Below are 26,844 nucleotides of genomic sequence, written 5' to 3'. Positions count from 1 at the left end.
GCGCGACGTCACGCTTTTAGAAATTATTTGTGCGCAGCGCCCTTTAAAGACTAAGGTTATAAAAACAGATAAACGGGATTCCATATGACCTTTCTTCGCGCTCTTGCCCTCAGTACTGCTTTAAGCGTTTCACTGGCCGCCTGCCAAAATGAGGCGGCGACCCCGGATAAGAGCTCTGCTGAGGTCTTTCGGGTGGACACCATCCCCCATGCGCAATTGCCCGGTAATGTCGTCCCGCAGGAATATCGCGTGGATATGAAAATGGATCCGGATGCGGTGGGCTTTAGCGGCGTGGTTGAGATTGATGTCGAAATTCTAAAGCCGACGGATAAGATTTGGCTGCATGGCAAGACTATGACGGTTAGGTCTGCGACAGCGATGATTGGCGACGAGCAAATGCCGTTGGTCTTTACTGAACTCCCCGCGGCGGACGCGCCGTCGGGTATCGCCCATCTGACATCCGAGACTGTTTTGCCAGCAGGTAAAGCCACGTTCCGCATGGCCTATGAGACGCCCTATAACCAAGCGCTGAATTCGGCCTATCAAGTCAAGCGCGGCGGCGAGGGCTATATCGTCACGCAGTTTGAACCGCTGGGCGCGCGGGAGGCGTTTCCGAGTTTTGATGAACCGAAATATAAAGTACCGTTCACGCTGTCCATTACGGCGCCGGAGTCGGATTTTGTTTACTCAAACACACCTGAGGTGAGTAACGAAACCACAGAGGAGGGGTGGATTAAACATCAATTCGCTAAAACCCGTCCATTACCGACTTACCTCATCGCCTTTGGTGCCGGGCCTTATGATGTGAATGACTTTGGCGATATTCCGCCCAATAGCATTCGTAAAACCCCATTGGCGCAGCGCGGATTTACGGCCAAAGGGCAGGGCGATGAGATTTCTTACGGCCTTGCCGGAACCGAGCCTATCCTGACGGCACTCGAAGAATATTTTGGTACGCCTTATCCTTATGAAAAGCTCGATATCATCGCCGCGCCGGAATATGCCTTTGGCGCGATGGAAAATCCGGGCGCGATTGTGTATCGGGAATATCTGATGTTGCTAAATGAAGACTCCCCGCTCTCGCAAAAGCGCGCCTATAATCGCGTCCACTCGCATGAGCTTGCCCATCAATGGTTCGGTAACCTCGTCACCCCTGTTTGGTGGGAAGATATCTGGCTCAACGAAGCCTTCGCGACATGGATGGGCAATAAGGCCATTGATATCGCTTATCCTGACGCCAATTATGACCGCGTGACGCTCAACGCCTCGCTTGGCGCGATGAATATCGATACGCTCTCCACCACGCGCCGTGTTCGCGAACCGCTTTTGCGGTCTGAAAATGTGATGGATCAATTTGACGGCATTACCTATCGCAAAGGCGGCGGGACATTGGATATGTTTGAAAGCTATGTCGGCGAGGAAAAATTCCGTGACGGCGTGCGCCTGCATATGGAGCGTTACAAAGACGGCGTGGCGACAGGCGATAACTTCTTTCAAAGCATTGCCGACGGATCAGGCAATCCGGACGTTGTTGACGCGATGAAGAGCTTTGTGGATCAGCCGGGCGTGCCTTTGGTGAAGGTGGAGGTGGACTGCCAGGACGGTGATATGAACACACTGGTGAAAGTTTCGCAGTCACGTTATGTGCCATTAGGGTCGAAAACCAAGCAAGGGCAAACCTGGCAAATCCCTGTTTGTGCCTCAACTCGACAAGGCGAAGCGACAGCTAAAACATGCTCGCTCGTCAAAAAAACATCAGAAACAATTGAAGTTCCCAATCGTGATAAAACATGCGCGCCATATATTGTGCCAAATGAAAATGGGTCGGGTTATTATCGGTTTACAATGGACACGCAAGCTTGGCACAACCTCATCTCGAACCTCGATAAGCTCAACACACGCGAAGCGCTCTCAGCCCAAGACAGCCTCGTCTCGGCATTCCGCGCGGGCGAAGTAGATAGCGCCGTTTTCCTCAAAGGCTTAGAAGCTTTCGCCAAGCACCCTGAATATGATGTCGCATCAGGTGCAGGCGCGCTACTCGGATTTATGGATAGTGAGCTAGACGCCGAAGACGATGTCGCGCGTTTGGTGCGGGATATGTTCGCCGAGCGCTATGCCGCTAATGTTGGAAAAGATACGGTTGAGGGTAATTTGCTCGTGCCGACACTCGCCTCCCGCCTCGTATATCTAGGACAAGACAAGAAACTCACCGCCGAAATGGCGGCCAAAGGCGCGGCCTATCTCGGCCTAAAGGGTAAGGCTAATAAGAAAGCCGTCGCGCCCAATTTGGCGGGCCTCGCGCTCGCCCAAGCCATGAAAGCCCATAGCGAAAAAGCTTACGCCCCGTTGCTGGAGATGGCGAGCAACGGCTCGGCCTTTGAAAAAGGCGCCGCCCTCGGTGCGCTCTCTTCAACAAATGACAAAACCATCGCGGCAAATCTCCGTGACTTGGCTTTGGCCGAGGACAGCCCCCTCACAGGCCGCCAAGCTAACTCACTCGTGGGCGGCCTTATCCGCTCTGATATGCATGGCGAAGACACATGGGAATGGTTGAAGGATAATTTTGCGACATTCGTGGAAAGAAAAGTTCCTGACGTGCGCCTCGGCGGTATGCCCGGCTTTGCCCGTGGCTGTTCGCTTGAGCGCCGCGACGAAGCTAAAGCTTTCTTTGAAAGCCAAGCCGACATTATCCCAGGCTATGAACGTAGCCTCGCGCAAACGCTGGAACGCATTGAGCTTTGTGCCGCGCTGAAAGAGGCCAAGGCGGACGAACTGACAGCGGCGTTGAAAGCACGATAATCCATGAGCAAAGCCGAGATTAAATTCCCGCTCAAAAGCGAAACCCTGCTCACCACCATCGATGCGTGGTGGGCGGCTTTTGCTGATTATGAAGGCGAATTAAATGCGGCCTTCACGACTGGCAAAGAGATAGAGCCTTCTATCGTAGATTTCATGGCAGAGATTAAAAAGGTTAGCCCTGATATGTGTTGGGAGTTTTCAAAAGGCGAGCATAAACCGCACCGTTTCACAATCGCGCCCGAACGCAACTACCCGCTTGAACCAGTCGCAAAATTGCTCAAAGAGCAGGCGCCTGAGTTAGAGTTTTTCGAGATCGGCGTGGACAGGGACGCGACCCCTTGGGAGTGGATGCAAGGCGAGGCGGATTCGCGTTTCACTTGGGATAGCCACGAAAACATCTATGTCAGCCATACGATAGGGCGGCAGAATTTTATCGATCTGACCTTCTACATTCCCGCAGATAAAGCGGATGCCAAACAAGAGGCGAACTCATTTCTGCTCGCGGAATTGGCCCTTGGCGAAAAGGTTGTGGCCGATTGGATTGGCTATGTCGATGTTGAGGTCTTGAAGACGACAGGGTTGTTCAAAAAGAAAGCCGCAGAACCGCCAGCCAATGCCTATCCCATCAAAGATATCCGCGCCCGTATCGCGGCGGAAATTGCGCGCTTTAAGAATACATTGCCGAAAGAACCCTTTCGCAGACGGGTCGAGGCGATGGAATGGTCTATATTTAAGATGACCGAAAATGATTCCCAGACCAATTATCTTGGTGACATATATGTTGCGAGCATTTGTGATGCCGATTTGTTTTCGGCGCTTTATAATGGGCGTAGCCGTTTCAATAGTCAGAGGTTTTCTGGTTTAGGAGAGAGTTTTGTTCTTGTTAAAATCAATGGGGCTTCATCAAATCTGGGTTTGAATCAATTGTCCTCACGCAGTGAAATCGAAGACGCTTTGACAGAGTCTTTTCAGGCGATATCATCCGGCGCCGTAGTGGGTGGTGGTATGGGGCAAGAAAACGCTTATATTTTCCTAGCCCTTGAAGATGAAGCTACTGATTTAGATACCGTCATCGACACTCTACGAACCCAAAAACTCGGCGAGAAAACATGGGTATTTTTCTGCGACTCTCGCCGTCAATGCGAATGGGTGGGACTCTGGGATGATACGCCCGCGCCTGAGCTCTCCATTAGATGATCCGCATTGGTGTATTGGGCGCAGCCCGCATCGCGCCTAAGGCGATTATTGCGCCAGTCTCTAAGCGCGGCGATTGCAAAATTACGGCCGTGGGATGTCGTAGCCGCGAAAAAGGATTGCAGTTTACCGTCGATAATCAACTCATTGCCGAAGTGATGGGTTATAAAGAGCTTTGCACTCATCCCGATATTGATTTGGTCTATATCGCCCTGCCGCCTAGCGCCCATTTACAATGGGCCGGTCTTGCGATGGAACACGGCAAAGCGGTGCTATGCGAAAAGCCGGCGGCGATGGGCGCGGCGGATGCGAAGGTCATATCCGAGACCAGCCTGCGCACGGGGAAGCCCTTTATGGAGGCTTTCCATTATTATTTTCATCCTGCTTTTCAATCATTTTACAAAGACACCAACCGCCTTATGAACTCCGGCATGCCATTGATTTTTGAAGGGCATTTTAGCGCGAGCATCCCAAAGCGTTCCGGAGAGCTGCGCTATAAGCCCGAACTGGGCGGCGGCGCTTTGATGGATTTGGGGTGCTATCCGCTCCATGCCTTTCGCCAAATATTCGGCCCTCTAGATGTCATCGATATCGAGGCCGATATTCAGGGCGGTGTAGATGTCTCGCTTACGGCACATTTGTCAGGTGAAAATGCGGCAGGGAAAATCTATTGCAATATGACGGAAGGCGCGGAACGGGCTGATTATCTACGGGTCTCCGAAGGCGCTGGACGTGCCTCAGAGCTTGAGAGCTTCGTCGCGCCTTATCGAGGCTATAGCTTACGCGCGACACAAGACGGGGAGTTTACCGAAAGGCAGATTGGCGAGACAGATACGACCACATATGACTATCAACTCGCGCATTTTATTGAGGTTATATCGGGGCAAAGACCGCGCTTAACTGTCTCTGATATGCTTGATCAAGCGAAGACGATTGAAGCCATATATCAAAAAGCGGGATTGCGCTAAGCTCTCATGTGATAGCCGCAGGGCATAGCCCACTTGCAACCATGCTCAACCCCTATAATAGACATATTAGAATATGCACACATCAGTTCATTAGAGATTGTCATGTGCCTAAAGGGGATTGATTTATGGACACGATGATGCCGCTTTTCATCACGGCTGCAGGGCTGGCTGTGCTCCTATTACTGGTTCTTCGGCTAAAAATTCCGGCATTTCTTGCCCTCATTGGCATGAGCCTTTTGATTGGTATGGCTGTTGGCATGGCGCCTATAGACGTGATCAGCTCAATGCAAAAAGGTATGGGCGGCACGCTCGGTTTTGTGGCGATAGTCGTGGGACTCGGCGCAATGTTTGGCGCGTTGCTCGAAGCTGCGGGCGGGGTAACAGCTGTATCCGAATCCTTGCTGAAACGTTTTGGTGATGAACGTGCGCCATGGGCTTTGGGACTTGTTGGGTTTTTAATCGCTATTCCAGTGTTCTTTGACGTGGCCTTTATCATTCTTGTGCCTGTTATTCACAAGCTCTCGCAAAAATCGGGTAAAGCGCTCTTGGTTTATGCTTTGCCTCTACTCGCAGGGCTCGCTGTGACGCATGCCTTTATCCCGCCTACGCCCGGGCCAATTGCGGTGGCGGATTTGCTAGGCGCAGATTTGGGATGGGTTATATTGCTCGGCGCAGCCGCGGGACTACCGGCGATGATATTAGCCGGGCCTGTGCTCGCCCGGTTTTATAAAAATACAGCCGTCTCAACTGAACCTGAAACGCCAATAGCCGCAGAGACACCTATCAACTTCTGGCATGCGATATTCGCAATTCTATTGCCACTTTTTTTAATCATAGGCAGTACAGTTGCAGGTCAAGTCTTGGCAGATGGCCGCTTGAAATCTACACTTCAAGTTCTGGGTCACCCCTTTACAGCGCTTATTATTGCTGTGGGCTATGCTTATATCGCCTTTGGCGTCTCGCGCTCTATTCCGCTGGATAAGCTTCAAGATATTATGAACCGGGCTTTACTACCGGCAGGTATTGTTATTCTTATTACCGGAGCGGGCGGTGTGTTAAAACAAGTACTTATCGACTCCGGCGTTGGCGCACAACTCGCCGCCGTAATGACGGCTAATTCCATTCCGCTCTTGCTATTTGCCTTTTTGGTTTCTGCGATTGTCCGCGTGGCGCAAGGCTCGGCAACCGTGGCTATGTTGACGGGGGCGGGGTTGACTGCACCTTTATTGGTGGGGGCTGATTTATCGGCGCCTGACAAAGCCATATTGGTCATCGCGATAGCGTCGGGGGCAAGCTTGCTCTCCCATGTTAATGATAGCGGCTTCTGGCTCGTGAACCGCTATCTGGGCCAGACCGAAGCTGAGACTCTTAAGTCCTGGACTGTTGCCTCGACTGTTGTCGGCGTCAGCGGATTTGTCGTGGCGTGTTTGCTAAGCTTGGTGTTCTGATTGAATAATATCGCAAACTTTTTGTGTGATAACGTCAACAGGCCGAAATATATCCAAGGTGATAGCGTCTTGCGGATTATCCAAAGCTTTAAATTGAGAGCTCAATAATTCGGGTTTAAAGAAATGTCCTTTCCGCGCTGCAAGGCGCTGCGCGATTTTTTCTTGGTCTCCGTGAAGGTGGATGAAGTGGCATTGATTATTTAATCCTGATTGCAAGCGGTCACGCACAACTTTGGACAGGGCAGAACAAGCCAAAATCATTATTGCGGATTTCTCCTCTGTGACCTTACAGGCTTGGATGATGGCATCCACCCAAGGCAAACGGTCTGCATTAGTTAAGGCGGTTCCGGTTCTCATTTTTTCAACATTAGCCGTAGGATGAAAATCATCGCCTTCTAAAAAAGGGATATTGAGCTGCTTTGCCGCCGCGCCTCCAACCGTGCTTTTCCCGCATCCTGCGACGCCCATTAAAATATATACTGTCATGGACAGCTTTAAAGCCGAGGCCGTTCAGAATGACAACGGCTTAATGAGGCTAACAAACCTCGTAATCTATCAGCGTCACGTCCGTAGAGAGATAACCCTCTTTTACAGGCTCTATCTTCGTCAAATCCGTTGAAAGGTATTTTTTATTATCGTCACAGAATATGGTGACGACTTTAGCATTACCGCCCATTTTTTGCTGAACTTTCAGCGCGGCGATGAGGTTCGCGCCCGACGAAATACCCACAGCCAAACCGAGCTCTGCGCTGAGTTTTTGTGCCATAATAATGCCGTCACCATCATTGACACACACAACATCATCAAGCGTTTTGAGGCAGACAATATCCGGGATAAATTCATCTGAAACGCCTTGTATGCGGTGCTTGCCGACTTTGTGACCCGTGGTTAGGGTTGGGCTTTCAGCGGGTTCCATCGGGTGGATTTTGACAGTTGCGTTATAGGCTTTAAGGGCGCGAGCCACGCCCATTACAGTTCCGCCCGTGCCAACACCCGCCACAAAGGCTTCGGGAACGCACCCTAATTGATGCATGATCTCCGGGCCCGTAGAGCCGCAATGGGCGTTACAATTATCCTCATTGGAAAATTGACGCGGCAGGAAGACATCATTTCGGGTTCGCGCCAAGTCCTCGGCCATTTGAATAGAGCCAACAAAGCCGCCTTGGGCGTGGCTGACAAGACGCACATCCGCGCCATAGCTTTTCATGAGCGAGATACGTTCCTGGCTCATCCAATCAGGCATATAAATGCGAACGGGATGACCGAGAGCGCGGCCCAAAGCGCAAAAAGCAATGCCTGCATTTCCGCTGGTTGCTTCGACAATAAGGTCGCCTTTGCGCAAGGCCCCGCTTTCATAGGCGCTACGAAGCACTTCGAGTGCCATACGGTCTTTGATAGAGCCAGATAGATTGAAATACTCAAGCTTGGCATAGAGGCTCACGCGGCGGCCTTGATAGTCCAAGTTGAGTTTTATGAGCGGCGTATTCCCGACAAGGCGGTCAATAGTTTTAAACATGGGCGGCAGAGAGGCCTCGCCTTGTACAGAAATTTGAGTGTCTAAAATTGAAACCATAACATATCCTTTTTTTATATAAATATGCGGGTAGCCGTCTAAAATCTTCTCAATTTTTGACTATTCTGACTATTATTTCATAAAAATATTCGATATAATTCCGCTATGAGTAAAAATATTGATGATAATGATGTTAAGATTTTAAATATCTTACAAGTCGATGCGACCCGATCTCTTGAGTCTATCGCAGAGGAAATCGGCGTGTCGCTCAATACCTGTTGGCGAAGAGTTCAACGGCTTGAGGCGGAAGGTGTTTTGGAACGCCGTGTGGCGCTGATTGACAATGAGAAGGTGGGATTGCCGCTGACGGTCTTTGTCTCCGTCCGCACGGATGACCACTCAAAGGCCTGGGCGGACAGGTTTTCAGACGCTGTCAACCAGATGCCGGAAATTGTCGAATTTTATCGCCTGGCAGGGGATGTGGATTACATTCTGAAAATAATGGTGGGGAGTGTGTCTGATTATGACCGGGTCTATCAAAGGCTAATTAGTAAAGTTAAACTGTCAAATGTTTCCGCCAGTTTCGCAATGGAAAAGATGAAATTCACGACAGAGTTGCCACTGGGGCGATAGTGCGACTATCGGCCAATTATCTCGTAATTGGCCGATGTCACGTTATGTCCGGGCCTAAACCTCTGTTAATATAGTGGAGAGTGGCAGGCGTGATTTTGTTAGAGCTGCATTATAGTCTTCTTGCGGATCATGATAGCCCACACAGACGATTGCCAAGCTGTTAAACCCTTTTTCGCGAAGGCCGAATTCCTCATCCAATACGGCTGTGTCAATGCCTTCCATCGGCGTTGTATCGAGACCGAGCGCGGCGGCACCCAACATAAACTGCCCCATATTTAGATAAACTTGCTTATCCATCCAATGCTGGGCGTCTTTCATGCCTTGCTGATGGATGTTGAAAAACATCTTTCTGGCGCCATCCATTCCAGTCTTGCGTTCGGTTTTAATGTCATCAGACTCCGCGTCAAAGCGGCCATCTTTTTCTTCTTGATCAAGAATTTCAGCGAAAAAATCTTCGCTTACAGCTAGCTTGGACGCAAAAACAACAACATGTGAGGCGTTGTGAATAGAAGGCGAATTAAACGGAAATTTCTCTTCCGTGGACTTCGCGACGCGCGCTTTGCCTTCAGGGGTGGACGCCACGATGAAATGCCAAGGCTGTAAATTTGTACTGGATGGGCTCAAGCGTAATAATTCTTTGAGCTTATCAGCTGTCTCATCCGGAATTGTTTTGGACGCGTCATAGGCTTTGGTTGTGTGACGCTTGCGGGCGTAATGTAAAATATCATGGTCCATTGTCATGTCTCCTTTGGGGCGTGAGTTAAATTAATCAAGTGTATTTTGAATGGCTTGAACGAGTTTAGAAATTTTCTGCTCATTCATTCCGTCAGGATGAGGTGCGGCAAAGCGCTGGCTGTCATTGTCAAAATAATCACCGCTATGGCCTTCAAATTCATCTGAAAGAGCCGCCTTTACCAAAATATCTGCGCCAATGCTGACATCGTTATCAGATCCACCCCATCCTTCTTTGACCATATTTGTGTTGAGCAGTGAGCCTGGATTTACGGCAGAAAATAAAGGGCCATTTGAGTGCTCGCATGCCATATGGCGTGTCCACATTGTAATGGCGAGTTTACTTTGGGCATAGGCGGGCATGTCGCCGAGCTTTGTATCTCCGGACAGAGCGCTCAGATCTACAGGCGCTTGCGCCGCTGATGAAAGGTTCACGACACGGCCCGTCTCAGGAATAATCGGCATTAGGCGATGCGTAAGGATATATGGCGCAAAGAGATTAACCGCAAAACGCAAATCGAGTCCTTCATCAGTGCGCGGGTGGGCGGTTTTGTAAACCCCTGCATTATTGATCAAAATATCAATGCGGTTATGTTTGTCCAATGTGGATTTTGCCATATTTTCAACATTGGCCATATTTGAGAAGTCAGCTTTGTAGGACTCTATATTGCCTGCGCCGCTTACCGCGGCGAGCGTCTCTTTAACATTCTCCAGCTTCTCCGCATTGCGGCCATGTATCAAAAGCCCATGACCTTGCGCGGCAAGCAACTTAGCGGTCTCAAGACCAATGCCGTCTGTCGCGCCCGTAATAAGAATTGTTTTTAAGGTCATGCAGAGCTCTCATTTTCAGTGTTCAAATGTTTAAATGCGTGACACCTAAATAAGTTCCACTATATTTATTGCAAGTACGCACAAATTTAAACTATACATACAAAATGGATACTAAGAAAACATCGCGCTTTGAAAATTATGACTGTTCTGGCGGCTGTCCCGTAGAAGCGACCCTGGAGGTCATCGGCGGAAAGTGGAAGGGTGTGATTTTATTCCACCTTCTTGGCGAAACAAAAAGGTTTGGTGAATTGCAAAGGGCAGTTGGATCTGTAACGCAGCGTATGCTCACGAAACAATTGCGAGAATTAGAGCGTGAGGGTCTTGTTCACCGCAAAGTCTATCCTGTTGTTCCGCCCAAGGTGGAGTATAGCCTGACAGAAAAGGGCCAAACCCTGAAGCCTATCATCACTTTGCTACAAAGTTGGGGGCAAGAGCATCTTCTGGAACGATAGCTTTGGCGCTAAGTTTTAAGCCTCAAAAGCATAGCCAGCTGATCTGACCGTGCGGATGGGGTCGGTCTTGCCATTTTTCTTAAGGGCTTTACGCAGCCGCCCGACATGGACATCTACGGTGCGAGCTTCGACATAGACATCGCGGCCCCACACAGCATCAAGCAATTGTTCGCGGGAAAATACGCGTCCCGGATTGCGAATAAAATAATCCAAGAGTCGAAATTCTGTGGGTCCAAGATGTATCGGTGTATCCCCGCATTTGACGCGAAAGGCCTTGGTGTCAATCTCTATATCGCCTTGACGAATAACATCCTGAAGCAGGCTAGGCTTAGCACGGCGGAGTAGGGCGCGCGTGCGGGCAAAGAGTTCGGGAATAGAAAAGGGCTTAACAATGTAATCATCAGCGCCGTAATCCAACCCTGTGATACGATCGGTTTCATCACCGCGCGCGGTTAGCATGATAATCGGCGTTGTTTGTGTTTCTTCACGGCGGCGCAAACGGCGGCAAGCCTCAACCCCAGAGAGCTTTGGCAACATCCAGTCCATTAATATGATATCGGGCGTACGTTCAGCCGCCAAAAGAAGAGCCTCCTCGCCATCTCTGGCAATGCCAACCTCATAGCCTTCTTTTTCAAAATTATATTCGAGCAAAGTTGCAAGCGAATCTTCATCTTCGACAATTAGGACATAAGGTTGCATGGGGTTCTATCCATTGGGTTATAAAGAGCGTTGGCCTTCAAGTGAGGCGTCATTGACAAGCTGTTTGCCGTGAACGGTGAAATAGACCGATTCACAAATATTAGTGGCATGGTCGCCTATCCGCTCTAAATTTTTGGCGACAAAGAGAAAGCTGGCACAGGCCGTAATAGTTCTCGGGTCGCCCATCATATAGGTCAGCAATTCGCGGAAAATGGCATTATACATTTCATCGACATCTTCATCTGCGATCCATATTTGAAGCGCCTTTTCCGCATCCTCCCTCAGAAGAGCATCCAAGGCCCCTGAAAGCTGCGTTTTGACAAGCTTACCAATACGGCTCACGCCTTTGGCAAGATCAATTTTATCTTCTTTATTGATGGAAATGGCCCGGCGGGCGATGCCTTCTGCCAAATCGCCAACACGTTCCAAGTCATTAGCGCAGCGTATAGCGCCTATAGTGCGGCGTAAATCTGTGGCCATAGGGTGACGCAGGGCCATGAGGCGCAATGCGTCCTCGTCAATTTGTTCTTGGAGCAAGTTAGCGCGTTTATCCATTTCAACGACTTTTTCCGCCAAGTCTGAGTCGCGTTTCTTGATTGAACGTACTGAGTCGGCTGTCATGGTTTCAACCAGACCTCCAAGCTCGGACAGCATTGTTGTCAGTTGATTAAGGTCGTCATCATATCCGGATACAATGTGATCTACTAATTTTTGCATTTTCTGTCATTCCTTGCCTAAGGACTGAAGCTGAAAGAGTCAGTCAGTTATCCTTAAGATGCACGATAACATATCTTGTGTAATTATGACAGACTTATGACAGTGATATGACAGTTCAAATAATTATGCAAAGCTCTGCCTGCCGTGATACGCAACGTGATCACTGCGGCGCGGACGGAAGAATGACGGTGAATTCTGTGCCTTCGCCTCTGGCACTTTGAATTAAAAGTCCGCCGCGATGGCGTCTTGTAATATGTTTAACAATGGCCAAACCAAGCCCTGTACCTTTGTCTTGAGAGCTAAGGTCGCCCGCGATCCGATAGAAACGCTCCCCAATGCGGGGGATGTGTTCTCTTGAAAAGCCGGGACCTTGATCCCTGATCGTCATAATATAATGAGGCCTTTCGGGCGTTGAAACAGGCACAATTCGGCGGGTTGAGGCAAGGCCTGAAAAAGAGCTGCCTGTAAAAGCTTGCCCCGGTGTCCATTTCTCTGTGTAATCAATAGAGAGCGTTATTCGGGTGCCATCCGCCGAAATTTTGAGGGCGTTGTCGAGTAAATTTAAAGCAAGCTGAATCAATTCATCTTGATGCCCAACAACCAAGCATTTCTTTTTTGATTTTAGCTTCATCTTTATGCGGCGTTTATCCGCATATATTTCTTCAGCTTCAATCGCGGCTTTCGCAGCCAAGTGCAGATCAGCAGTCTCATTAGGCGCAATATGTTCGACCTGCTCTATACGGCGCAGTGATAAAAGATCATTGATGAGGCGCTGCATTCGCTCGGCCTGACTTTGCATAATGCCTAAGAATTTTTCGCGGGCCTCAGGATCATCTTTGGCGTGACCTTGAAGTGTTTCGATATAGCCTAAAAGAGAGGCTACGGGTGTCTTTAATTCATGAGAGGCATTGGCCAAAAAATCTGCGCGCTGACTATCAACCAAATTATATTCGGTGACATCGTAGAAAAACAAAAGCGCCATGGGGCGGGGAGGGTCAAAAACATCCGGCGTAAAGGGCGATGCTGTAACGCGGATGTAACTGTCTGTCGGATTTTCAACATGATAAATAACAGCATCCGTTTTGTCGCCTTTCAATGCGTCTTGCACCACGGCTCTGACAGTTGGTTCACGGATATAGGTCGAGAGCGGGCGTCCAAGGTTTGTAATTTGAAGAAGTTTTTGCGCGGCCGGATTGGCATAAATCACTCGCTCGCGCTGATCGATGATTGCTACAGCATCGGTGATATTGTCTGCCATATTGGCTTGCGCCGCAAGATAGTCCTGCTCAGCCTTAAATGGGGACGTCCCAGACCCTCGCTCCGAGGGCGTTTTATCGTCTGAAAATCCGTAAGCTATCAGGATTGATGCCATGAGAGCTGCGAGGGTCAATGTTCCGCCAAGGGGTACACTAAACAAAAAGCTTAGTCCTAGTAGGCTGATGAGACTGACAGTCAAAACAACTGTTAAGTCCTGTACGGACAGGCGTCTATTTGTGGGCTCAGGATTCATGGATAATAGAGGTTGTCTTACGCATTTAGGTCAATCAATGAGGTCAGGGTCTTCTCTCACCATAAGCCCATTAATTGGACCTCTTGCAAGTAAAATGATACAAGCGGCTTGCTTTATTTGCTGTCAAAAATTTAAAGTTTTCGCCATTCTATAAACGGATTTATGAATTTAATTCGTATATGTTTAAGCAGAGAGCTGCTTTTTTGGTTTTTATTGTTTTTCAATAAATATTGATTGACTTTCGCTAAGGCGCTGTTATTTAAGAATGCAAGGAGACATGAATAATGCGTTTTACGATTCTTTTGTCGGCAAGCGTGATCGGACTGTCAGGGTGTGCCAGCCTAAACAGCCTGTCAAAGATCAAGCCAGAGCCGACTCCCGTTGCCGCACAACAGGTAACACCTACAGCGCCCATTTGGGACGAAGCTGCGCCCGAAGACCTGCCCACGACAGATTGGGTTGGGAGCTTTTCTGACGCCACATTGACCCAATTGGTGAGCGAGGCCTTGGATGCGAATACGAATATTCGCTCCGCCGCCGCGCGTGTCGATGCCGCCATGCAGCGCGCGAGGATTGCTAAAGCTGATAAGCTTCCGGCTGTAAATGCTTCGAGTAGCTACACGCGTACGCAAACCAATTTGCCTTTCCAAACCCCGACAAATATCGATCTTGGCGTCACAGCTACATGGGAAGCTGACCTATGGGGTCGGATCAAGGATGGTGTTAATGCCAGCAATTTCGAGCTTGGCGCAACACAAGCGGATTATGCCGGCGCCAGGCTCTCGATTGCCGGTCAAGTCACGCAGGCTTGGTTTGATCTTATTGAGGCCCGGCTTTTAACTGAATTATCAGAGCGCGATGTTGATACACAGGAGCGGGCCCTTCGCTTGACCCAACGCAGATTTGAGGGCGGCGTTACAGGCTCATCAGATGTCCGCCTCGCGAGATCATCAGTTGCCAATGCCCAAGCTCTGCAAGCGTCTCGCGAACAACGTTTGTCATCCATTACGCGTCAGTTGGAAGTTTTGCTGCGCCGCTATCCTGCAGAGGAAATTCAAGCTGCGGCAGATCTGCCGGTGCTGCCTCCGCTATCCGGGGCAGGAACGCCGGGATATGTATTGCGCAAACGTCCTGACATTCTGGCTCTTGAGCAACGCTTAAAAGCACAGGGCCTTCAAATCGATATTGCGCGTAAGAACCTGCTGCCGACATTATCCCTTCGCGGTACAACAAGTTTGGGCGCTACAAGCTTTGAGGAACTTTTTGACATTGATGCCTTGGTTCTTCGATTAGTCGCCAGTGCAGCTATGCCGATTTTCCAAGGGGGGCGCTTGAAGGCCAATGTTGCGCAACAAGAAGCGCTCCTGCGTCAACAGCTTGAGAGCTATGCTGGAGCTGCTTTGACGGCCTATCTCGAAGTTGAAAACGCGCTTGATGGTGAGCAGCGCCTCTATGAGCGTGAGCTGGCCCTCAGGACCTCTCTTGATGAAGCCCGCGAGGCTGAAAACCGTTTGGAGTTGCGTTATACCGAAGGTCTTGCAACAATCCTGCAACTGCTTGATGCGCAATCACGCCGTCTTTCAGCGGAAGGACAGCTGATCGGGGCCCGAAAAGAACGCTTGGCCAACCGTGTGCGTATGCACATTGCTCTTGGCGGCGGCTTAGAAACTGATGGCGTATTTGCCTCATATAATGCGGCGAGTGCTGCGCCTTAAAATGGAAAAATAATTTATGTCTTCTGACACTCACACATTGCCGCAAAAAAATAAAAGCGGATTTATGAGAAAATTTTTGATGATTTTCATCCCCATCGCCATCGTGTTGGGTTTCTTTGTTTTGACCAGTATTATTATTGCGCTCAACAAAAAGCCTGAGGAAAAGAAGCGCTCTTTCAACACGCTTGCGGTTATTGCAGATTATGCTGTGCAGGATGATGTCCAGCTTTCAGTCACGACGCAAGGTGAAGCGAGGCCGCGCACTGAAATTGATTTAGTGCCCGAAGTTGGGGGTAAAATTGTTTATGTGTCTCCGAATTTTATTGAGGGCGGTATAATTCGCAAAGGTGAAACGCTTATTCGCGTCGAAGATTCTGATTACAAAGTGAACGTCATTCGCGCTAAAGCCAATATTGCGCAAGCTGAACAAGTCCTTATCCGTGAAAAAGCAGAAGGCGAAATAGCGCGCCAAGACTATGAAGAATTGGGACGGGGTGAAGCCAGCGCATTAGCTTTGCGTCAGCCGCAGCAAGCTCAAGCAGAAGCCTCACTCATGGCGGCTCAGGCCGAACTTGAAACAGCAGAGCTGCAATTAAAACGCACAGCTGTTCGTGCTCCTTTTGATGGCCGCGTTCGTACGAAAAGTTCAGATCTTGGGCAATTCGTTTCCCCAGGTAGAGCCCTTGGCCGTATATTTTCGACTGATATTGTTGAGGTGCGGCTGCCTTTGACGGATGCTGATTTGTCCAAAATTGATTTGCCGATTGCCTTTGTAGCAAAAGATCGCGCTTCCGCCCCCGACGTCACGTTAAGCGCTGTGATCGGAGGGAAAACACAGTTCTGGAATGGTAAAATCATGCGGACAGACCCAACATATGATACGCAAACACGAGCGTTGTTTGCAATTGCCGAAGTTTTTGATCCATATGGAGATGGGTCCTCTGAAAACGGCGTGCCTTTGCCGCCAGGACTTTTCGTTGATGCAGTGGTTAAAGGAAAGACATTTGAGAATGTTATTGTTCTCCCCCGCGACGGACTTCGCCCTGAAGATGAGGTTTATGTTGTAAATGATAAAGGTAAGGTCGATGTGCGTGTCGCCGATGTTTTGGATACGGATGCGGATAAGGCTTTCCTGTTTAGCGGCGTTGAAGCTGGAGAGTTGGTTGTCTTATCTCCGATGGAAAAATCACGCGTCTCCATGACGTTAAAAGTTCTAGATGCGGAAGATCCGACAAAAATACTCGTCGATCCGCCAGAGCCCGAATGGATGAAAAAGATGAAAGAGGCCGAGAAAGACGGGAAGAAGAAAAAACGCCGTTGGGGTAAAAAAGACGGCACGTCAGACGAGAAGATTGACGAGCCGTCAGCCAAAAAGAGTGATAAGAAAAAAAGTAATGAAGCGGATACAGGGGATGGCAGTGCCGCGACATCGGAGAGTGAGCAATGAGATCTTTAATCACATGGTTTGTTAAAAACCCGGTCGCAGCCAATCTAATGATGTTCGTCATGTTTGTGACGGGCATTTTTGGCTATATGAATTTAGAGCGTGAATTTATTCCGCAAACGACATTTAATGGCATAACAATTTCCATGTCTTGGCCAGGGGCTAGCCCGCGAGATGTCGCTGAGCAGCTTGTCGTCCGAGCTGAAGAAGCCGTCGATGGTCTGGACGGTGTGGATTATATTGAATCCACTGCTAGTGAAGGCTCCGGTACTATTAATGTGCGCACCAAACTGGGCGTTGATTATGAAAAATTATTGGATGAAGTGAAATCCCGTGTTGACGGTATCCGTAACTTACCCCCTGACAGTTTCCGTCCGCAGGTTTTTCGGTGGGATGCCCGTCCCGATATAATGTATCTTGCGCTTTACGGCCAGAAGGACCGGCTGACCTTACAGCGCGAAGCAAATGAATTACGTCTGGAGCTGACCAAACTTACTGGATTACAGCTTACGGAACAAATTTCAAAGATACCCGAGCAAGTCACGATTGAGGTCTCCGAGGATGCGCTTAAGCGTTATGGTCTGACCTTTACTCAAGTCGCGCAGGCTATTTCTGGGACATCTGTGAACCAATCTGCCGGCACGGTAGAAACCTCGGGCGGTAATTTGCAATTACGGGCACGAAATCTGGCTGATAACAAAGCGGATTTTGAGAAAATTATTGTTCGCCAAACAGCTCAGGGCGGTACAGTGCGTGTGGGTGATATTGCGAAAGTCATTGACGGTTTTGATGATGATAAATTCGCCGCGACATTCCGCGGACAGCCTGCCGCTATTTTCCGTGTTTCCAGCCCAGATAAAATGGATATTACAAGTTCCGGTGAAGCCATCCGGAAGTTTGAGAAAGAAATCAACGAGAAACTTCCTCCAGATTTGAACTTCGGTATATGGTTTGACGGCTCTACAATGTTTGATAGCCGTATGGATCTTATCGGCGGGAATGCTCTCTCCGGTATGGTCTTAGTGTTAATTACCCTCATGCTGTTTTTGCGTCCCGCAGTGGCCGTGTGGGTGACCGTGGGTATTGCGGCTGCATTTGTCGGATCATTGGCTATTGCCGGAGCGATTGGTGTCACGCTGAATATGATTTCGCTCTTTGCGTTCCTATTGGTGATCGGGATTGTTGTGGATGACGCCATTGTCGTCGGCGAGTCAGCTTATTTCCATGTTGAAAATGGAATTTCAGGAGAGCGCGGCGCTATAGCCGGTGCCAATATGGTCGCTAAGCCTGTCTTTTTTGCGGTTATCACAACCATCATGATGTTCATTCCGTTCTTGTTAATGACGGGGCCCTTCGCGTCTATTCTGGCGCAAATTAGCTTGGTTGTTATTGCCGTGCTGTGTTTCTCGCTTTTGGAAGCTTTCTTCATTCTCCCGGCTCATTTACGCCATTTGAAGCCTATTGATCATGACGAACAAGGGCGTCTTATGCGGTTTCAGTCAAAATTGGCGGGGTCACTTGTCAGCTTTGCGCAGCATAAATTTCGTCCTGTCATCGCGACGCTTATAAATTACAGATATATCACACTCTCAACCTTTGTTGGTATGATGATAATGGCTTTCATGTTGCTCGGCGCAGGTATTGCGCCGCGCGCTTTCCTGCCTGAGGTCGAAGCGGATATGATTCAATTTTCTGCGCGTTTTCCGGAAGGGACAACATTCGAACGCCGCGAACAAGTTCGCCAGCAGGTCGAGGCCGGAATTAAAATGCTCAATGAAAACGGACAGGAAGACTTCGGCGTCGAAGAAGGCGTGAATGTTATTGCTAATCCCGGAACAATTACCGAAAGCCGCGGCGTTGAGGGCTTTCTTGGTCTTACTGTCACGTCGGAACGAAATAATGCATCGACCAAAGCCATCGCAGATAAGCTCGAAGAATATGTCGGGCCTATTCCGGATGCCTATCGCGTTAATTACGGAACCACCGAAGGCGGAGGCGAAAATGGTGGTGGTCTCTACTATGGTATAACGTCCTCTGATCCCGAAGCACTCAAAGTTGCGCTGCTAGAACTTAAAGAGGAAATCGAAGGCTTTAGCGCTGTAACACGTGCTTGGGACAGTCTTGAAAGCTCTGCTAGCGAAGTGCGGTTCAATATGAAGCCAGGCGCGGAGACATTGGGTATCACCTTGGCAGATGTCACGCGCCAAGTGCGCGAAGCGTTTTATGGCCGTGAGGTTCAACGTCTTCCGCGTAATGGCGAAGACGTTCGCGTAATGGTACGTTATCCAACAGCGGCCCGCGAAAGTATTGACAGTTTGAAAGAGCTTCGCATTCGAAGTGCTAACGGGGTTGAAGTCCCGCTTTACTCCGTGGCCGAAGTTGAATTCGCCGAAGGCGTCGGACGTATTCGCCGCCGTGACCGTAAGCAAGTGAACTATACAGGAGCACGTGTGCGCGGAGATCAACAAGAAGTTGGCAAACTCAAGAAAGACTTAAACGAGAATTTCTTCCCGCAATGGGAATTACGACATCCGCTCGTCTCGCGCATTCAGGTTGGGGATGATGAAATCCAAACGACTTTCGTCAGAGAGTTAATGATTTCAGGTTTTGCGATTTTAATTTCCATGTATATTTTGCTCGCAATTGCCTTCCGCTCTTATGCGCTGCCGCTCTTGATTATGATCGCGATTCCCTTTGCCTTTATTGGTATGATTTTTGGTAATCTTGTGACGGGCGTGCCTTTCGGTATCTTCAGCCTTTTTGGCTTCTTTGCTGCCTCTGGCGTTGCCGTAAATGATAACTTGGTTCTCATTGATTACGTCAACAGATTACGCGACAAGGGGGTAGGAGCTTATCAAGCTATGCTCGACTCTTGCGTCGCGCGTTTCCGCCCAATTTTATTGACATCGGTGACGACCTTCATCGGCATAACGCCAATCCTGTTTGAGACGTCCACCCAAGCTGAGTTCCTCAAACCCATGGTTGTTGCGTTGGCCTTTGGTGTCTTGTTTGATTTCTTCCTGACTCTCATGTTGGTGCCGGCCATGTATGGTATCGGTGTTGATATTCGCCGCTTCTTCCGCGGATTATGGCGTGGAGAAAAACAGCCAGGCCTCGGGTCAACATATGATCCGAAAATGGCTTTGGCTTTGGACGATATGGAACTCGATGAGGATATCATTGATGATATCCCGCCATCAGTTGCCACGCCCGCACCTGCAGAGTAACTAGAACTTACATTTATAACCTAAAAGGGATGCATAGCATGACACTTAAAAATATCCTCGCGCCAAGCCTGCTGGCGCTGAGCTTGAGCCTCGCCGCGTGTAATAATAACGGAACAGATACATCGTCCTCTGAAAAATCTGAGGCGGTCAAAACCGAAGCTTTATCAACTCAACCTGTTTTGGGAACTTTTGGTGTTGCCACAGAATATATGGATACCTCTGTTAAGCCTGGAGACAATTTCTTTAAATATGTGAATGGCGCTTGGTTAGACAAAACAGAAATCCCGGCCGATAAGTCCTCTTATGGAGCCTTTACAGCGCTGCGCGATTTGTCAGATGAGCGCGTCAAAGTCATCATCGAAGAAGCCGCCGCAAAAGATGCCGCTCCTGGTTCTGAGGAACAGAAAATTGGTGACTTCTATGCCGCCTTTATGGATATGGACGCGATTAATGCCGCGGGCTTAACCCCGATCGCGGCTGATCTTGAAAAAATTGCCGCTGTAACAACCAAAGAAGAAGCTGCCACAATCATGGGCGACCCGTCGATGGGTGTCCGCGCTCCTGTTGGAGGCTGGGTCGATGTCGACGTTAAAGATGTTGAAAATTATATATTTTATATCACTCAATCTGGGCTAGGTATGCCTAATCGCGATTATTATCTGGATGAGGGTGAGAAATCTGATGAGCTTCGCGCGGCCTATATCCAATATCTCCGGGCTATGCTCGAAGCCGCGGGGGATGAAAACCCACTTGGAAGTGCCCGTAAGGTCATGGCTTTTGAAACGTCTATGGCACGTGTGCATTGGACAAATACAAAACGTCGTAATCGTAGCCTGACTTATAATAAAATGCGTCTTGAGCGTCTTACGAGCTATGCAAAAGGCTTTCCTTGGACTGAAATGCTGGCGTCTTCGGGCTTGTCCGATCAAACGCATTTTGTTGTACGCGAGAATGATGCCATTCGCGGCTTGGCTCGTATTTTTGATCGCGCTGATTTGGACGTTATCAAAGCTTATATGAAAGCGCATTATGTCGGAAGCATGGCCTCCTATCTTCCCAGCGAAATTGATGAAGCCCGCTTTGCGTTTTACGGGAAAGCCCTTCGCGGTACCGAGGTTCAGCAAGACCGCTGGAAGCGCGCTGTAAGTCAGATTGATGGTACGATGGGCGAAATGGTTGGTAAGGTTTATGTAGAGAAACACTTCCCGCTTGTTGCGAAACGAGAAATGGATAAGCTGATTGAGAACCTGCGAGCAGCCTTTAAAGACGGTATCGATAATCTTGAATGGATGGACGATGCGACAAAAGTAGAAGCTCAAGATAAGCTCGCGAAGTTTAATCCGAAAATCGGTTATCCGGACGAATGGACAGATTATTCTGCCCTTGAGGTGGATCGCAATGATTTGATCGGAACGATTAAATCCGCCAATATTTGGTCCTGGAACGATAATATTGGAAAGCTTGGCGGTCCAATTGATCGGGGTGAGTGGGGTATGAACCCGCAAACAGTGAACGCTTATTACCGCGCATCTCTGAATGAGATTGTCTTCCCTGCAGCTATCCTGCAAGCGCCATTCTTTGACCCGGCCGCAGACCCGGCTGTGAATTACGGCGGTATCGGCGCGGTAATTGGCCATGAAATGGGGCATGGGTTTGATGATCAGGGCCGCAAGACAGACGGGAACGGTGTACAACGTGACTGGTGGACCGAAGAAGATGGGAAAGCTTTTGAAGAGCTGTCCGGAGCTTTGGGCGATCAGTATAGCGAATTTGAGCCGCTGCCGGGAGAGAATCTGAATGGTAAACTGACTATGGGTGAGAATATCGGTGATTTGACGGGTATCACTATGGCCTACGCAGCTTATAAGCGCTCGCTTAATGGTCAAGAAGCGCCTGTCATTGACGGCATGACCGGAGATCAGCGTTTCTTCTTGGCTTATGGCCAAATCTGGCAGCGTAAGTTCCGCGAGGAAGCTATGCGGGCCCAGATTAAAAACGGGCCGCACAGTCCGGGTGAATTCAGAGCCAATGGTATCGTGCGAAACTTTGATGCTTGGTATGACGCCTTTAATGTTCAGCCTGGTGACGCGCTTTATTTGCCGCCTGAAAAACGCGTCAAAATCTGGTAAAGTCTGAAAACCCCGTTGTTTCAGCGGGGTTTTTTCTTGAGAGTACGTCCAATAACTTTGGATAAGCATGAGGTGTATTATCGCCTTAAACGCGTTTTTGAGGGGAAAAGCCTCGCTTTGCGTTGCGAATGAAGCTTTATTGGGGAGTAATTGTAAAAACGGAGACAGGATGACCGTATCATCACGCCATAATGGCCTGATTATGCCAAGCCTCGTTTGGCTTGCGGCCTTGGCGGCTGCTTTTTTAGGCGCGTATTTAAAGGGGCTTGATATAAATGCGATCTGGCCAATGGCCGCGATTGCTTCTGTGCCGGCTTTAATATCCCTTCTGTTTTCGCCGATTTTACGCCGGGAATGGGCGCAGCTTATCGTTATCTTTGCGTGGTTGTCTCTTGCCATAGTCGCCTGTATTTCCATTGCCTATATTCCGATGGCCGTATTATTTCTCTGTGCGCCTGCTGCGGCAGCCTTGTTTGAAAAAGAAAAAGTCGTCGAAGCGATGGTGATGGCCGCCATCTTTGCGGCGTTGTTATGGTATGCGGGACAACAAGGTTATATTCCCGAAAGCCTAACAAGTGAGACCCAAACTTTATGGGGTAAGCAGGCCGGCTTGATCGCAACCATCGGTCTGATGATAACAACAATGTTTGCTGCCGCGCGAAGCAAAAACGCGAGCATAGCCGAGACTCCCGCTCTTCCCCCGCATCTCTCTGTTGAATCAGAAGCTTTGCTGAATGCCATTGACGGCGCCGCATTACGTTTTGATGGACATAACCGTCTTGTGTCATCCAATATCCAAGCTAGCCAGTTATTCGGATTTGCCCAAGGGTTATCTCAAATGCCTTTGGGGTCTTTAATGTCTCATGACTCTGAAACGCAGAAAAATATTGAGGACTTAATCGCGCAAGCCCGCTTAACGCAAAGATCGCAAAACAAGCGACTTCAAACCCGTTTCGACACGGATACACTCTCCTTTCTGGACGCTGTGGCCACTCCGATAAATCCATCCGAAGTTCTCCTACATTTGCGCGACGTAACTTCAGAAGAAAACCGCGTCGAGTCGATATTAAGATCAAATGCTTCGGTGCAGCAGGATAAGGATGATATGACATTATTTTTCGCCGGTGTCAGTCATGAACTACGTACGCCTCTGAATGCAATTATTGGATTTTCAGACATGATGCGATCGCGTCTATTTGGGCCTCTGCCCGGAAAATATGCGGAATATGCCGATCTGATACATGATAGCGGTCAGCATATGCTCGACTTGATTGGTGATGTGCTTGACTTGTCCAAAGTCGAAGCTGGTAAATATGAGCTGCATTATGATCACTTTGATGCAGCGGATGTTATACGCTCTTCTGTGAAAATGATCCGCCCCGCGGCAGACCAAGCTGAGGTCGTGTTAAGCGTTGGGATTGATGATAATGACCCTCTCTTGCTCGAAGCTGATCGCAAAGCATTGCGCCAAATTCTGCTGAACCTTTTATCCAATGCCATTAAGTTTTCGCATAAGGGCGGCCATGTTATTGTCGCGGCAAAAATTGCGGGCGACACGCTTAGCCTGTCTGTTCAGGATAAGGGCGTGGGTATGAGCGCAGAAGATGTCGCCTCTTTGGGACAGCCTTATCAGCAAGCCGCGAGCGCAGCTATGGTTGAAGATCGCGGGACAGGCTTAGGCTTTGCTCTTGTAAAATCTCTAGCTGAACTTCATGGCGGACGTTTCGCTGTGGCCAGCCAATTAGGTGAGGGAACAACCGTTGATATCTTCCTGCCTGTTGAGCGTGCAGCCCCTTAATTAAGATTTTAGATACAGCTCTCCTGCGGGTCGAGTCGGCTTTTTTAAACGAAAGCCGCGAAACGCATGAAAGCCTTGATAAAGGGCATTCTGCGGGAGCCGCGCCTGAGGCACGCCTGGGAATACTATAAACACAGGAAACGACTCCCGCAGCGGTGATTTTATCTGCGCGTAAAGGAACGTCGCAGAGGTTGGCATCTCAGCGGTCGTAACTCCGCCGCGCCCTACCTCACCGTCCCGCCTTAACAAACCTACGCGATTGTCTGCCCAAAAGCGGGAACGCCCCACTATAGCTTGGGGGAAAGAGGGTAAGGATTTATCTCTTAAATTAAACCTTAAGGCTCTGAAAGCCTTGAGCTTTGCATCACACAAAACAAGAATTGATAATGTGAAGGGCCGTCCTGACAGCGGCACACATAAAAAAGAGACTTATCTGCGTCTCTTAGCGCCGCGGCTCGGCTTGGCCAATCCCAAAAGCAGGAAGAAAAAGGCAGCAGCGGCCATAAGCATGATGATGAGGGCGCTAAGCTGCTCTTCCTCATGGCGCGATTGTGCTTCAGAGGTTGTGAATGTTTCGAACTTTGACTTTAAACTCTCGCCCCAAGTTTCGCTTTTTGCATATGAGGATTGCTCGGCATCTTTGGATATCAGATTAGTCCAAGCCTTACTGAGATTCGTGCTCGCATTTGCGGCCCACGCCTTAAACGCAGAGGGTTTCGATGCTGGCTTAATTTCGGAAAACCCGCGAAGTTCCGGCACTGCAGGAGTTTTAGCCTTAGAGGAAATTTCAGGCGCTATGACAACTTGCTGAGTTGAAACCGTCTCTTTTTTCGCCCCGCCCAAAAGAGACGCTGCGCTGAATTTTAGCTCGTTAAATTTGGCCCCTATCGCGCTTATGTCAATCTTATCCAATGTTGGCCAGTCAAAACTAGGGACTTCAAATCCGCCGATTTTAGTCCCTTTCGTCTTTGGTAAGACGAAGCCCGGCACAGACATGGCAGTTTGCGCCATGATGACTTTTTTATTATCCCAACGCGCAACACTGCCTTCCATCTTGTTCCAGGCTGTAGGCTGTATCAATTGAGAGGCGACATTTGAAAAAGATCGTCCCGGGACATTTGTAATGACGCCCACAACCCTACCGGTGCCAAGGGGCGAAGGATAAAGCGCGGCGACACCGCCATTACGGATACGGCTGGCGGCAGCTTGGCTCTGTGCATAAAGTTCTAAAGCGCCGTCAACATCGCTCGCCGCAAACCGATCAATAGAGGCCACGCGGCTTGTTCCGCTGAGGCTCTGACCTTTAAGCGCCGATTGAAGGCCCTTTGGCGCGGCATCTCTGATACGTCTGTTCAACGCTGTGTTGGGCCCGACGATCAGAACGTTTTTATCACTATCAATGGCCGTTAAATTTGCGGCCCTAAGGACATTAGCTTCAGTCCAGCCATGACCGGAGGATTGGGCAATTTTTGCCATTATCTTTAGAGAAGCATTATAATCCCGTAATGATTTTGAAGGAAGTATGACGACAGTATTGGCGCCTTTTTCAATAGAAAAAGGCCCGCCTGTTGCCATGAAGCTGCTTAGCTCAGCCACAGGTGAAGACGCTGTTTTGTTAATGGACAATTTAGAGCCATCGCCCAAATAAAAGCCCGGAAGATCTTGGGTGAAATTACAAGCAGCTCCAGGCTTAACGGCCAATTCAGGCGTCAATGAGAGCTGATTGCCGGTGCCTTGCAGGCTACCCTCGGGAATTTTAAAGGCAACGGATTTGCGAGATTTATTGAGAGGCGCATAGCCCAAGGAATTTCCATTAAGCGAGACTGATAGGCGAGAATTTTCAGACACAACTTTATTCTTCGCCAAGCGAAGAAGAAGTTCGCCAGAGCTGACTGAAGGATCGCTAACATCAAAGGTTAGTGTTTGAGGTCTTGGCCCCCAGCTATTTTCAAAAAAACCTTCGTTGAAATTTGAGAGTTTTTCAGTGCCATCTACGCGCGGATTCGGGGTATCCAGATAAGGCTGCATCGCCATCTCACCTAAGCTGGTGGTTTCGCGGTGAGCATTAGGTAAGCGGTAGGTCGCAAAGGCTTTTGCCGTCTTCATGACCTCAGTATTTGTATCGCCTGTTATGACCACTTTCATTGGATAGCCCTCATGAATGAGAAGGCGCGGGCCGCTTCCGTTTAAGATTTTTTTATCAGTAACCCATCCGCTTAATTGATCGCGGCGGCCCAAAATGATGTCAAATGAACTTGCGCCTGAATTTGTTTTAAACTCGGGAAGCTCCGTCATGCGAAGACCGATACCTTGAGCGGCGAGAAGCTGTAACTTGGACGTGTCCTGACCTCTTGCCAAAATGCGGACTGACTTAGGGGCTGTCATAGGATTGCGCAATCGTGCATCTACTTCCCGGATATCAAAATTACGCACTTTGGCGCGGGCTTTGATAATGACAAGGCTGTTTTTGAAATCCAATCGCCACCCGCCATGTTGCGGTAATAGGCATTCTTCGCCTGCCGGAACATCATAGGTAAAACGGATTTTATTATTACGCGGACGAATGCGGGCAGGGTCTAGCTTGATGCGCGCGTCAAAACCCTGGCCGCGCGTAATAACGGGCGTCGGTTTTCCATTGTTAAATTGTACCATTAAAGGCGTGCGCCGACTGACTTTACCCATAGGATCTGCTGATAGCAGTAGCTCAACGCCATCCGTCCAATCTGTGTCACTGGCATCAAAGGTGAATTCAAGACTGGGATTACGCCAATCCAAGATACGGGCTTCAAGCCCGTCAACATTGCTGAGACTAGTTTTATAAACAATGCTGCGGCCTTGCGGGGTGTGAACGGCTGCATTTGCCGTGACAGGTATAGCCAAAGCGCCTAAGAACAGAGCTGAAATGACCGCTTTCAGCGCGGAATTCTTATTATTGTGGGACATTGTCCGTGACCTTATGTTTAACATAAGGTTTGCGGAGCAAGAAAAGTGCCAAACAGGGCATTGATGTTAAATGAACTGAGATAGGCTCCTAT

The 26,844-nt window shown here is 49.2% G+C and carries 19 protein-coding genes; 11 read left to right on the top strand and 8 right to left on the bottom strand.

Translation table 11 applies throughout. The annotated features are described in order from the left end of the window. Positions 1-84: 84 nt before the first annotated feature. From F569_RS0105850 to F569_RS0105835, 4 genes are all read left to right on the top strand, one after another. Entirely contained in the window at positions 85-2,799 is a 2,715-nt protein-coding gene (locus F569_RS0105850) for a M1 family metallopeptidase (protein ID WP_026941441.1), read from the top strand. A gap of 3 nt (positions 2,800-2,802) precedes the next feature. Further along, a complete protein-coding gene (locus F569_RS0105845) occupies positions 2,803-3,996 on the top strand; it encodes a hypothetical protein (RefSeq protein ID WP_026941440.1) in 1,194 nt (397 codons plus the stop codon). After that, positions 3,993-4,961: a Gfo/Idh/MocA family protein gene (locus F569_RS18815; RefSeq protein WP_051279380.1), complete on the top strand. Its 969-nt coding sequence runs from the start codon at positions 3,993-3,995 to the stop codon at positions 4,959-4,961. Before F569_RS0105845 ends, F569_RS18815 begins: the two co-directional genes overlap by 4 nt. Before the next feature lie 125 nt (positions 4,962-5,086). Further along, positions 5,087-6,409 carry a GntP family permease gene (locus tag F569_RS0105835; protein ID WP_026941439.1) on the top strand — a complete coding sequence of 441 codons (1,323 nt, stop codon included), beginning with the start codon at positions 5,087-5,089 and terminating at the stop codon, positions 6,407-6,409. On the opposite strand, the gene F569_RS16720 is transcribed toward F569_RS0105835, so the two are convergent. Both F569_RS16720 and F569_RS0105825 read right to left on the bottom strand, forming a co-directional pair. Then, positions 6,392-6,895, bottom strand: a complete 504-nt coding sequence (locus F569_RS16720; RefSeq protein ID WP_034387267.1) for a gluconokinase — start codon at positions 6,893-6,895, stop codon at positions 6,392-6,394. The two genes, F569_RS0105835 and F569_RS16720, sit on opposite strands and share 18 nt — an antisense overlap. 49 nt (positions 6,896-6,944) lie before the next feature. Beyond that, positions 6,945-7,982, bottom strand: coding sequence for a PLP-dependent cysteine synthase family protein (locus tag F569_RS0105825; RefSeq protein WP_034387264.1), 1,038 nt, complete (start codon positions 7,980-7,982; stop codon positions 6,945-6,947). A 105-nt stretch (positions 7,983-8,087) separates the two neighbouring features. Between F569_RS0105825 and F569_RS0105820 the strand changes: the two genes are divergently transcribed. Then, positions 8,088-8,555, top strand: a complete 468-nt coding sequence (locus F569_RS0105820; RefSeq protein WP_026941437.1) for an Lrp/AsnC family transcriptional regulator — start codon at positions 8,088-8,090, stop codon at positions 8,553-8,555. A gap of 54 nt (positions 8,556-8,609) precedes the next feature. On the opposite strand, the gene F569_RS0105815 is transcribed toward F569_RS0105820, so the two are convergent. Then, positions 8,610-9,290, bottom strand: a complete 681-nt coding sequence (locus F569_RS0105815; protein ID WP_026941436.1) for an oxygen-insensitive NAD(P)H-dependent nitroreductase NfsB — start codon at positions 9,288-9,290, stop codon at positions 8,610-8,612. Between the two features lie 30 nt (positions 9,291-9,320). Then, positions 9,321-10,118, bottom strand: coding sequence for an SDR family NAD(P)-dependent oxidoreductase (locus F569_RS0105810; protein ID WP_026941435.1), 798 nt, complete (start codon positions 10,116-10,118; stop codon positions 9,321-9,323). Positions 10,119-10,222: 104 nt separating this feature from the next. Here F569_RS0105810 and F569_RS0105805 point away from each other — a divergent pair, with 104 nt between their 5' ends. Further along, positions 10,223-10,570 (top strand): winged helix-turn-helix transcriptional regulator, encoded by a 348-nt coding sequence (locus F569_RS0105805; RefSeq protein WP_026941434.1) that lies wholly within the window; start codon positions 10,223-10,225, stop codon positions 10,568-10,570. A 15-nt stretch (positions 10,571-10,585) separates the two neighbouring features. On the opposite strand, the gene phoB is transcribed toward F569_RS0105805, so the two are convergent. The 3 genes from phoB to F569_RS16710 form a co-directional block, all read right to left on the bottom strand. Continuing rightward, positions 10,586-11,269, bottom strand: coding sequence for a phosphate regulon transcriptional regulator PhoB (gene phoB, locus F569_RS0105800; protein ID WP_026941433.1), 684 nt, complete (start codon positions 11,267-11,269; stop codon positions 10,586-10,588). Between the two features lie 18 nt (positions 11,270-11,287). After that, complete coding sequence (phoU, locus tag F569_RS16715; protein ID WP_034387260.1) at positions 11,288-11,986, bottom strand: phosphate signaling complex protein PhoU; 699 nt, start codon at positions 11,984-11,986, stop codon at positions 11,288-11,290. Between the two features lie 160 nt (positions 11,987-12,146). Further along, on the bottom strand, positions 12,147-13,403 hold the full coding sequence (locus F569_RS16710) for an ATP-binding protein (protein WP_162143747.1): 1,257 nt from the start codon (positions 13,401-13,403) through the stop codon (positions 12,147-12,149). 377 nt (positions 13,404-13,780) lie between these two features. On the opposite strand from F569_RS16710, the gene F569_RS0105785 reads away from it, so the two are divergent. The 5 genes from F569_RS0105785 to F569_RS18810 all read left to right on the top strand — a co-directional run bounded on the left by F569_RS0105785 (position 13,781) and on the right by F569_RS18810 (position 23,809). Continuing rightward, positions 13,781-15,211: an efflux transporter outer membrane subunit gene (locus F569_RS0105785; protein ID WP_034387258.1), complete on the top strand. Its 1,431-nt coding sequence runs from the start codon at positions 13,781-13,783 to the stop codon at positions 15,209-15,211. Positions 15,212-15,275: 64 nt separating this feature from the next. After that, positions 15,276-16,658, top strand: a complete 1,383-nt coding sequence (locus F569_RS16705) for an efflux RND transporter periplasmic adaptor subunit (RefSeq protein WP_162143746.1) — start codon at positions 15,276-15,278, stop codon at positions 16,656-16,658. After that, complete coding sequence (locus F569_RS16700; protein ID WP_051279375.1) at positions 16,655-19,882, top strand: efflux RND transporter permease subunit; 3,228 nt, start codon at positions 16,655-16,657, stop codon at positions 19,880-19,882. Before F569_RS16705 ends, F569_RS16700 begins: the two co-directional genes overlap by 4 nt. A 38-nt stretch (positions 19,883-19,920) precedes the next feature. Then, the gene (locus F569_RS0105770) at positions 19,921-22,011 is read left to right on the top strand and encodes a M13 family metallopeptidase (protein WP_026941431.1); all 2,091 of its coding nucleotides are present in this window, start codon (positions 19,921-19,923) and stop codon (positions 22,009-22,011) included. A gap of 169 nt (positions 22,012-22,180) precedes the next feature. Beyond that, entirely contained in the window at positions 22,181-23,809 is a 1,629-nt protein-coding gene (locus F569_RS18810; RefSeq protein WP_051279373.1) for a sensor histidine kinase, read from the top strand. Between the two features lie 429 nt (positions 23,810-24,238). Here the strand turns inward: F569_RS18810 and F569_RS0105755 are convergent, their stop codons facing one another. Further along, positions 24,239-26,752, bottom strand: a complete 2,514-nt coding sequence (locus F569_RS0105755) for a cellulose biosynthesis cyclic di-GMP-binding regulatory protein BcsB (RefSeq protein ID WP_026941429.1) — start codon at positions 26,750-26,752, stop codon at positions 24,239-24,241. Between the last annotated feature and the right edge of the window lie 92 nt (positions 26,753-26,844).

Source organism: Hellea balneolensis DSM 19091, assembly GCF_000428525.1.
Lineage (GTDB): Bacteria > Pseudomonadota > Alphaproteobacteria > Caulobacterales > Maricaulaceae > Hellea > Hellea balneolensis.
This window is presented reverse-complemented; position numbering and strand designations above follow the sequence as displayed.

What these genes read in the sequence shown, in the direction of transcription:
- F569_RS0105850 (WP_026941441.1), top strand. Translation starts at nt 85, where the DNA reads ATGACCTTTCTTCGCGCTCTTGCCCTCAGTACTGCTTTAAGCGTTTCA.
- F569_RS0105845 (WP_026941440.1), top strand. Translation starts at nt 2,803, where the DNA reads ATGAGCAAAGCCGAGATTAAATTCCCGCTCAAAAGCGAAACCCTGCTC.
- F569_RS18815 (WP_051279380.1), top strand. Translation starts at nt 3,993, where the DNA reads ATGATCCGCATTGGTGTATTGGGCGCAGCCCGCATCGCGCCTAAGGCG.
- F569_RS0105835 (WP_026941439.1), top strand. Translation starts at nt 5,087, where the DNA reads ATGGACACGATGATGCCGCTTTTCATCACGGCTGCAGGGCTGGCTGTG.
- F569_RS16720 (WP_034387267.1), bottom strand. Translation starts at nt 6,895, where the DNA reads ATGACAGTATATATTTTAATGGGCGTCGCAGGATGCGGGAAAAGCACG.
- F569_RS0105825 (WP_034387264.1), bottom strand. Translation starts at nt 7,982, where the DNA reads ATGGTTTCAATTTTAGACACTCAAATTTCTGTACAAGGCGAGGCCTCT.
- F569_RS0105820 (WP_026941437.1), top strand. Translation starts at nt 8,088, where the DNA reads ATGAGTAAAAATATTGATGATAATGATGTTAAGATTTTAAATATCTTA.
- F569_RS0105815 (WP_026941436.1), bottom strand. Translation starts at nt 9,290, where the DNA reads ATGGACCATGATATTTTACATTACGCCCGCAAGCGTCACACAACCAAA.
- F569_RS0105810 (WP_026941435.1), bottom strand. Translation starts at nt 10,118, where the DNA reads ATGACCTTAAAAACAATTCTTATTACGGGCGCGACAGACGGCATTGGT.
- F569_RS0105805 (WP_026941434.1), top strand. Translation starts at nt 10,223, where the DNA reads ATGGATACTAAGAAAACATCGCGCTTTGAAAATTATGACTGTTCTGGC.
- phoB (WP_026941433.1), bottom strand. Translation starts at nt 11,269, where the DNA reads ATGCAACCTTATGTCCTAATTGTCGAAGATGAAGATTCGCTTGCAACT.
- phoU (WP_034387260.1), bottom strand. Translation starts at nt 11,986, where the DNA reads ATGCAAAAATTAGTAGATCACATTGTATCCGGATATGATGACGACCTT.
- F569_RS0105785 (WP_034387258.1), top strand. Translation starts at nt 13,781, where the DNA reads ATGCGTTTTACGATTCTTTTGTCGGCAAGCGTGATCGGACTGTCAGGG.
- F569_RS16705 (WP_162143746.1), top strand. Translation starts at nt 15,276, where the DNA reads ATGAGAAAATTTTTGATGATTTTCATCCCCATCGCCATCGTGTTGGGT.
- F569_RS16700 (WP_051279375.1), top strand. Translation starts at nt 16,655, where the DNA reads ATGAGATCTTTAATCACATGGTTTGTTAAAAACCCGGTCGCAGCCAAT.
- F569_RS0105770 (WP_026941431.1), top strand. Translation starts at nt 19,921, where the DNA reads ATGACACTTAAAAATATCCTCGCGCCAAGCCTGCTGGCGCTGAGCTTG.
- F569_RS18810 (WP_051279373.1), top strand. Translation starts at nt 22,181, where the DNA reads ATGACCGTATCATCACGCCATAATGGCCTGATTATGCCAAGCCTCGTT.
- F569_RS0105755 (WP_026941429.1), bottom strand. Translation starts at nt 26,752, where the DNA reads ATGTCCCACAATAATAAGAATTCCGCGCTGAAAGCGGTCATTTCAGCT.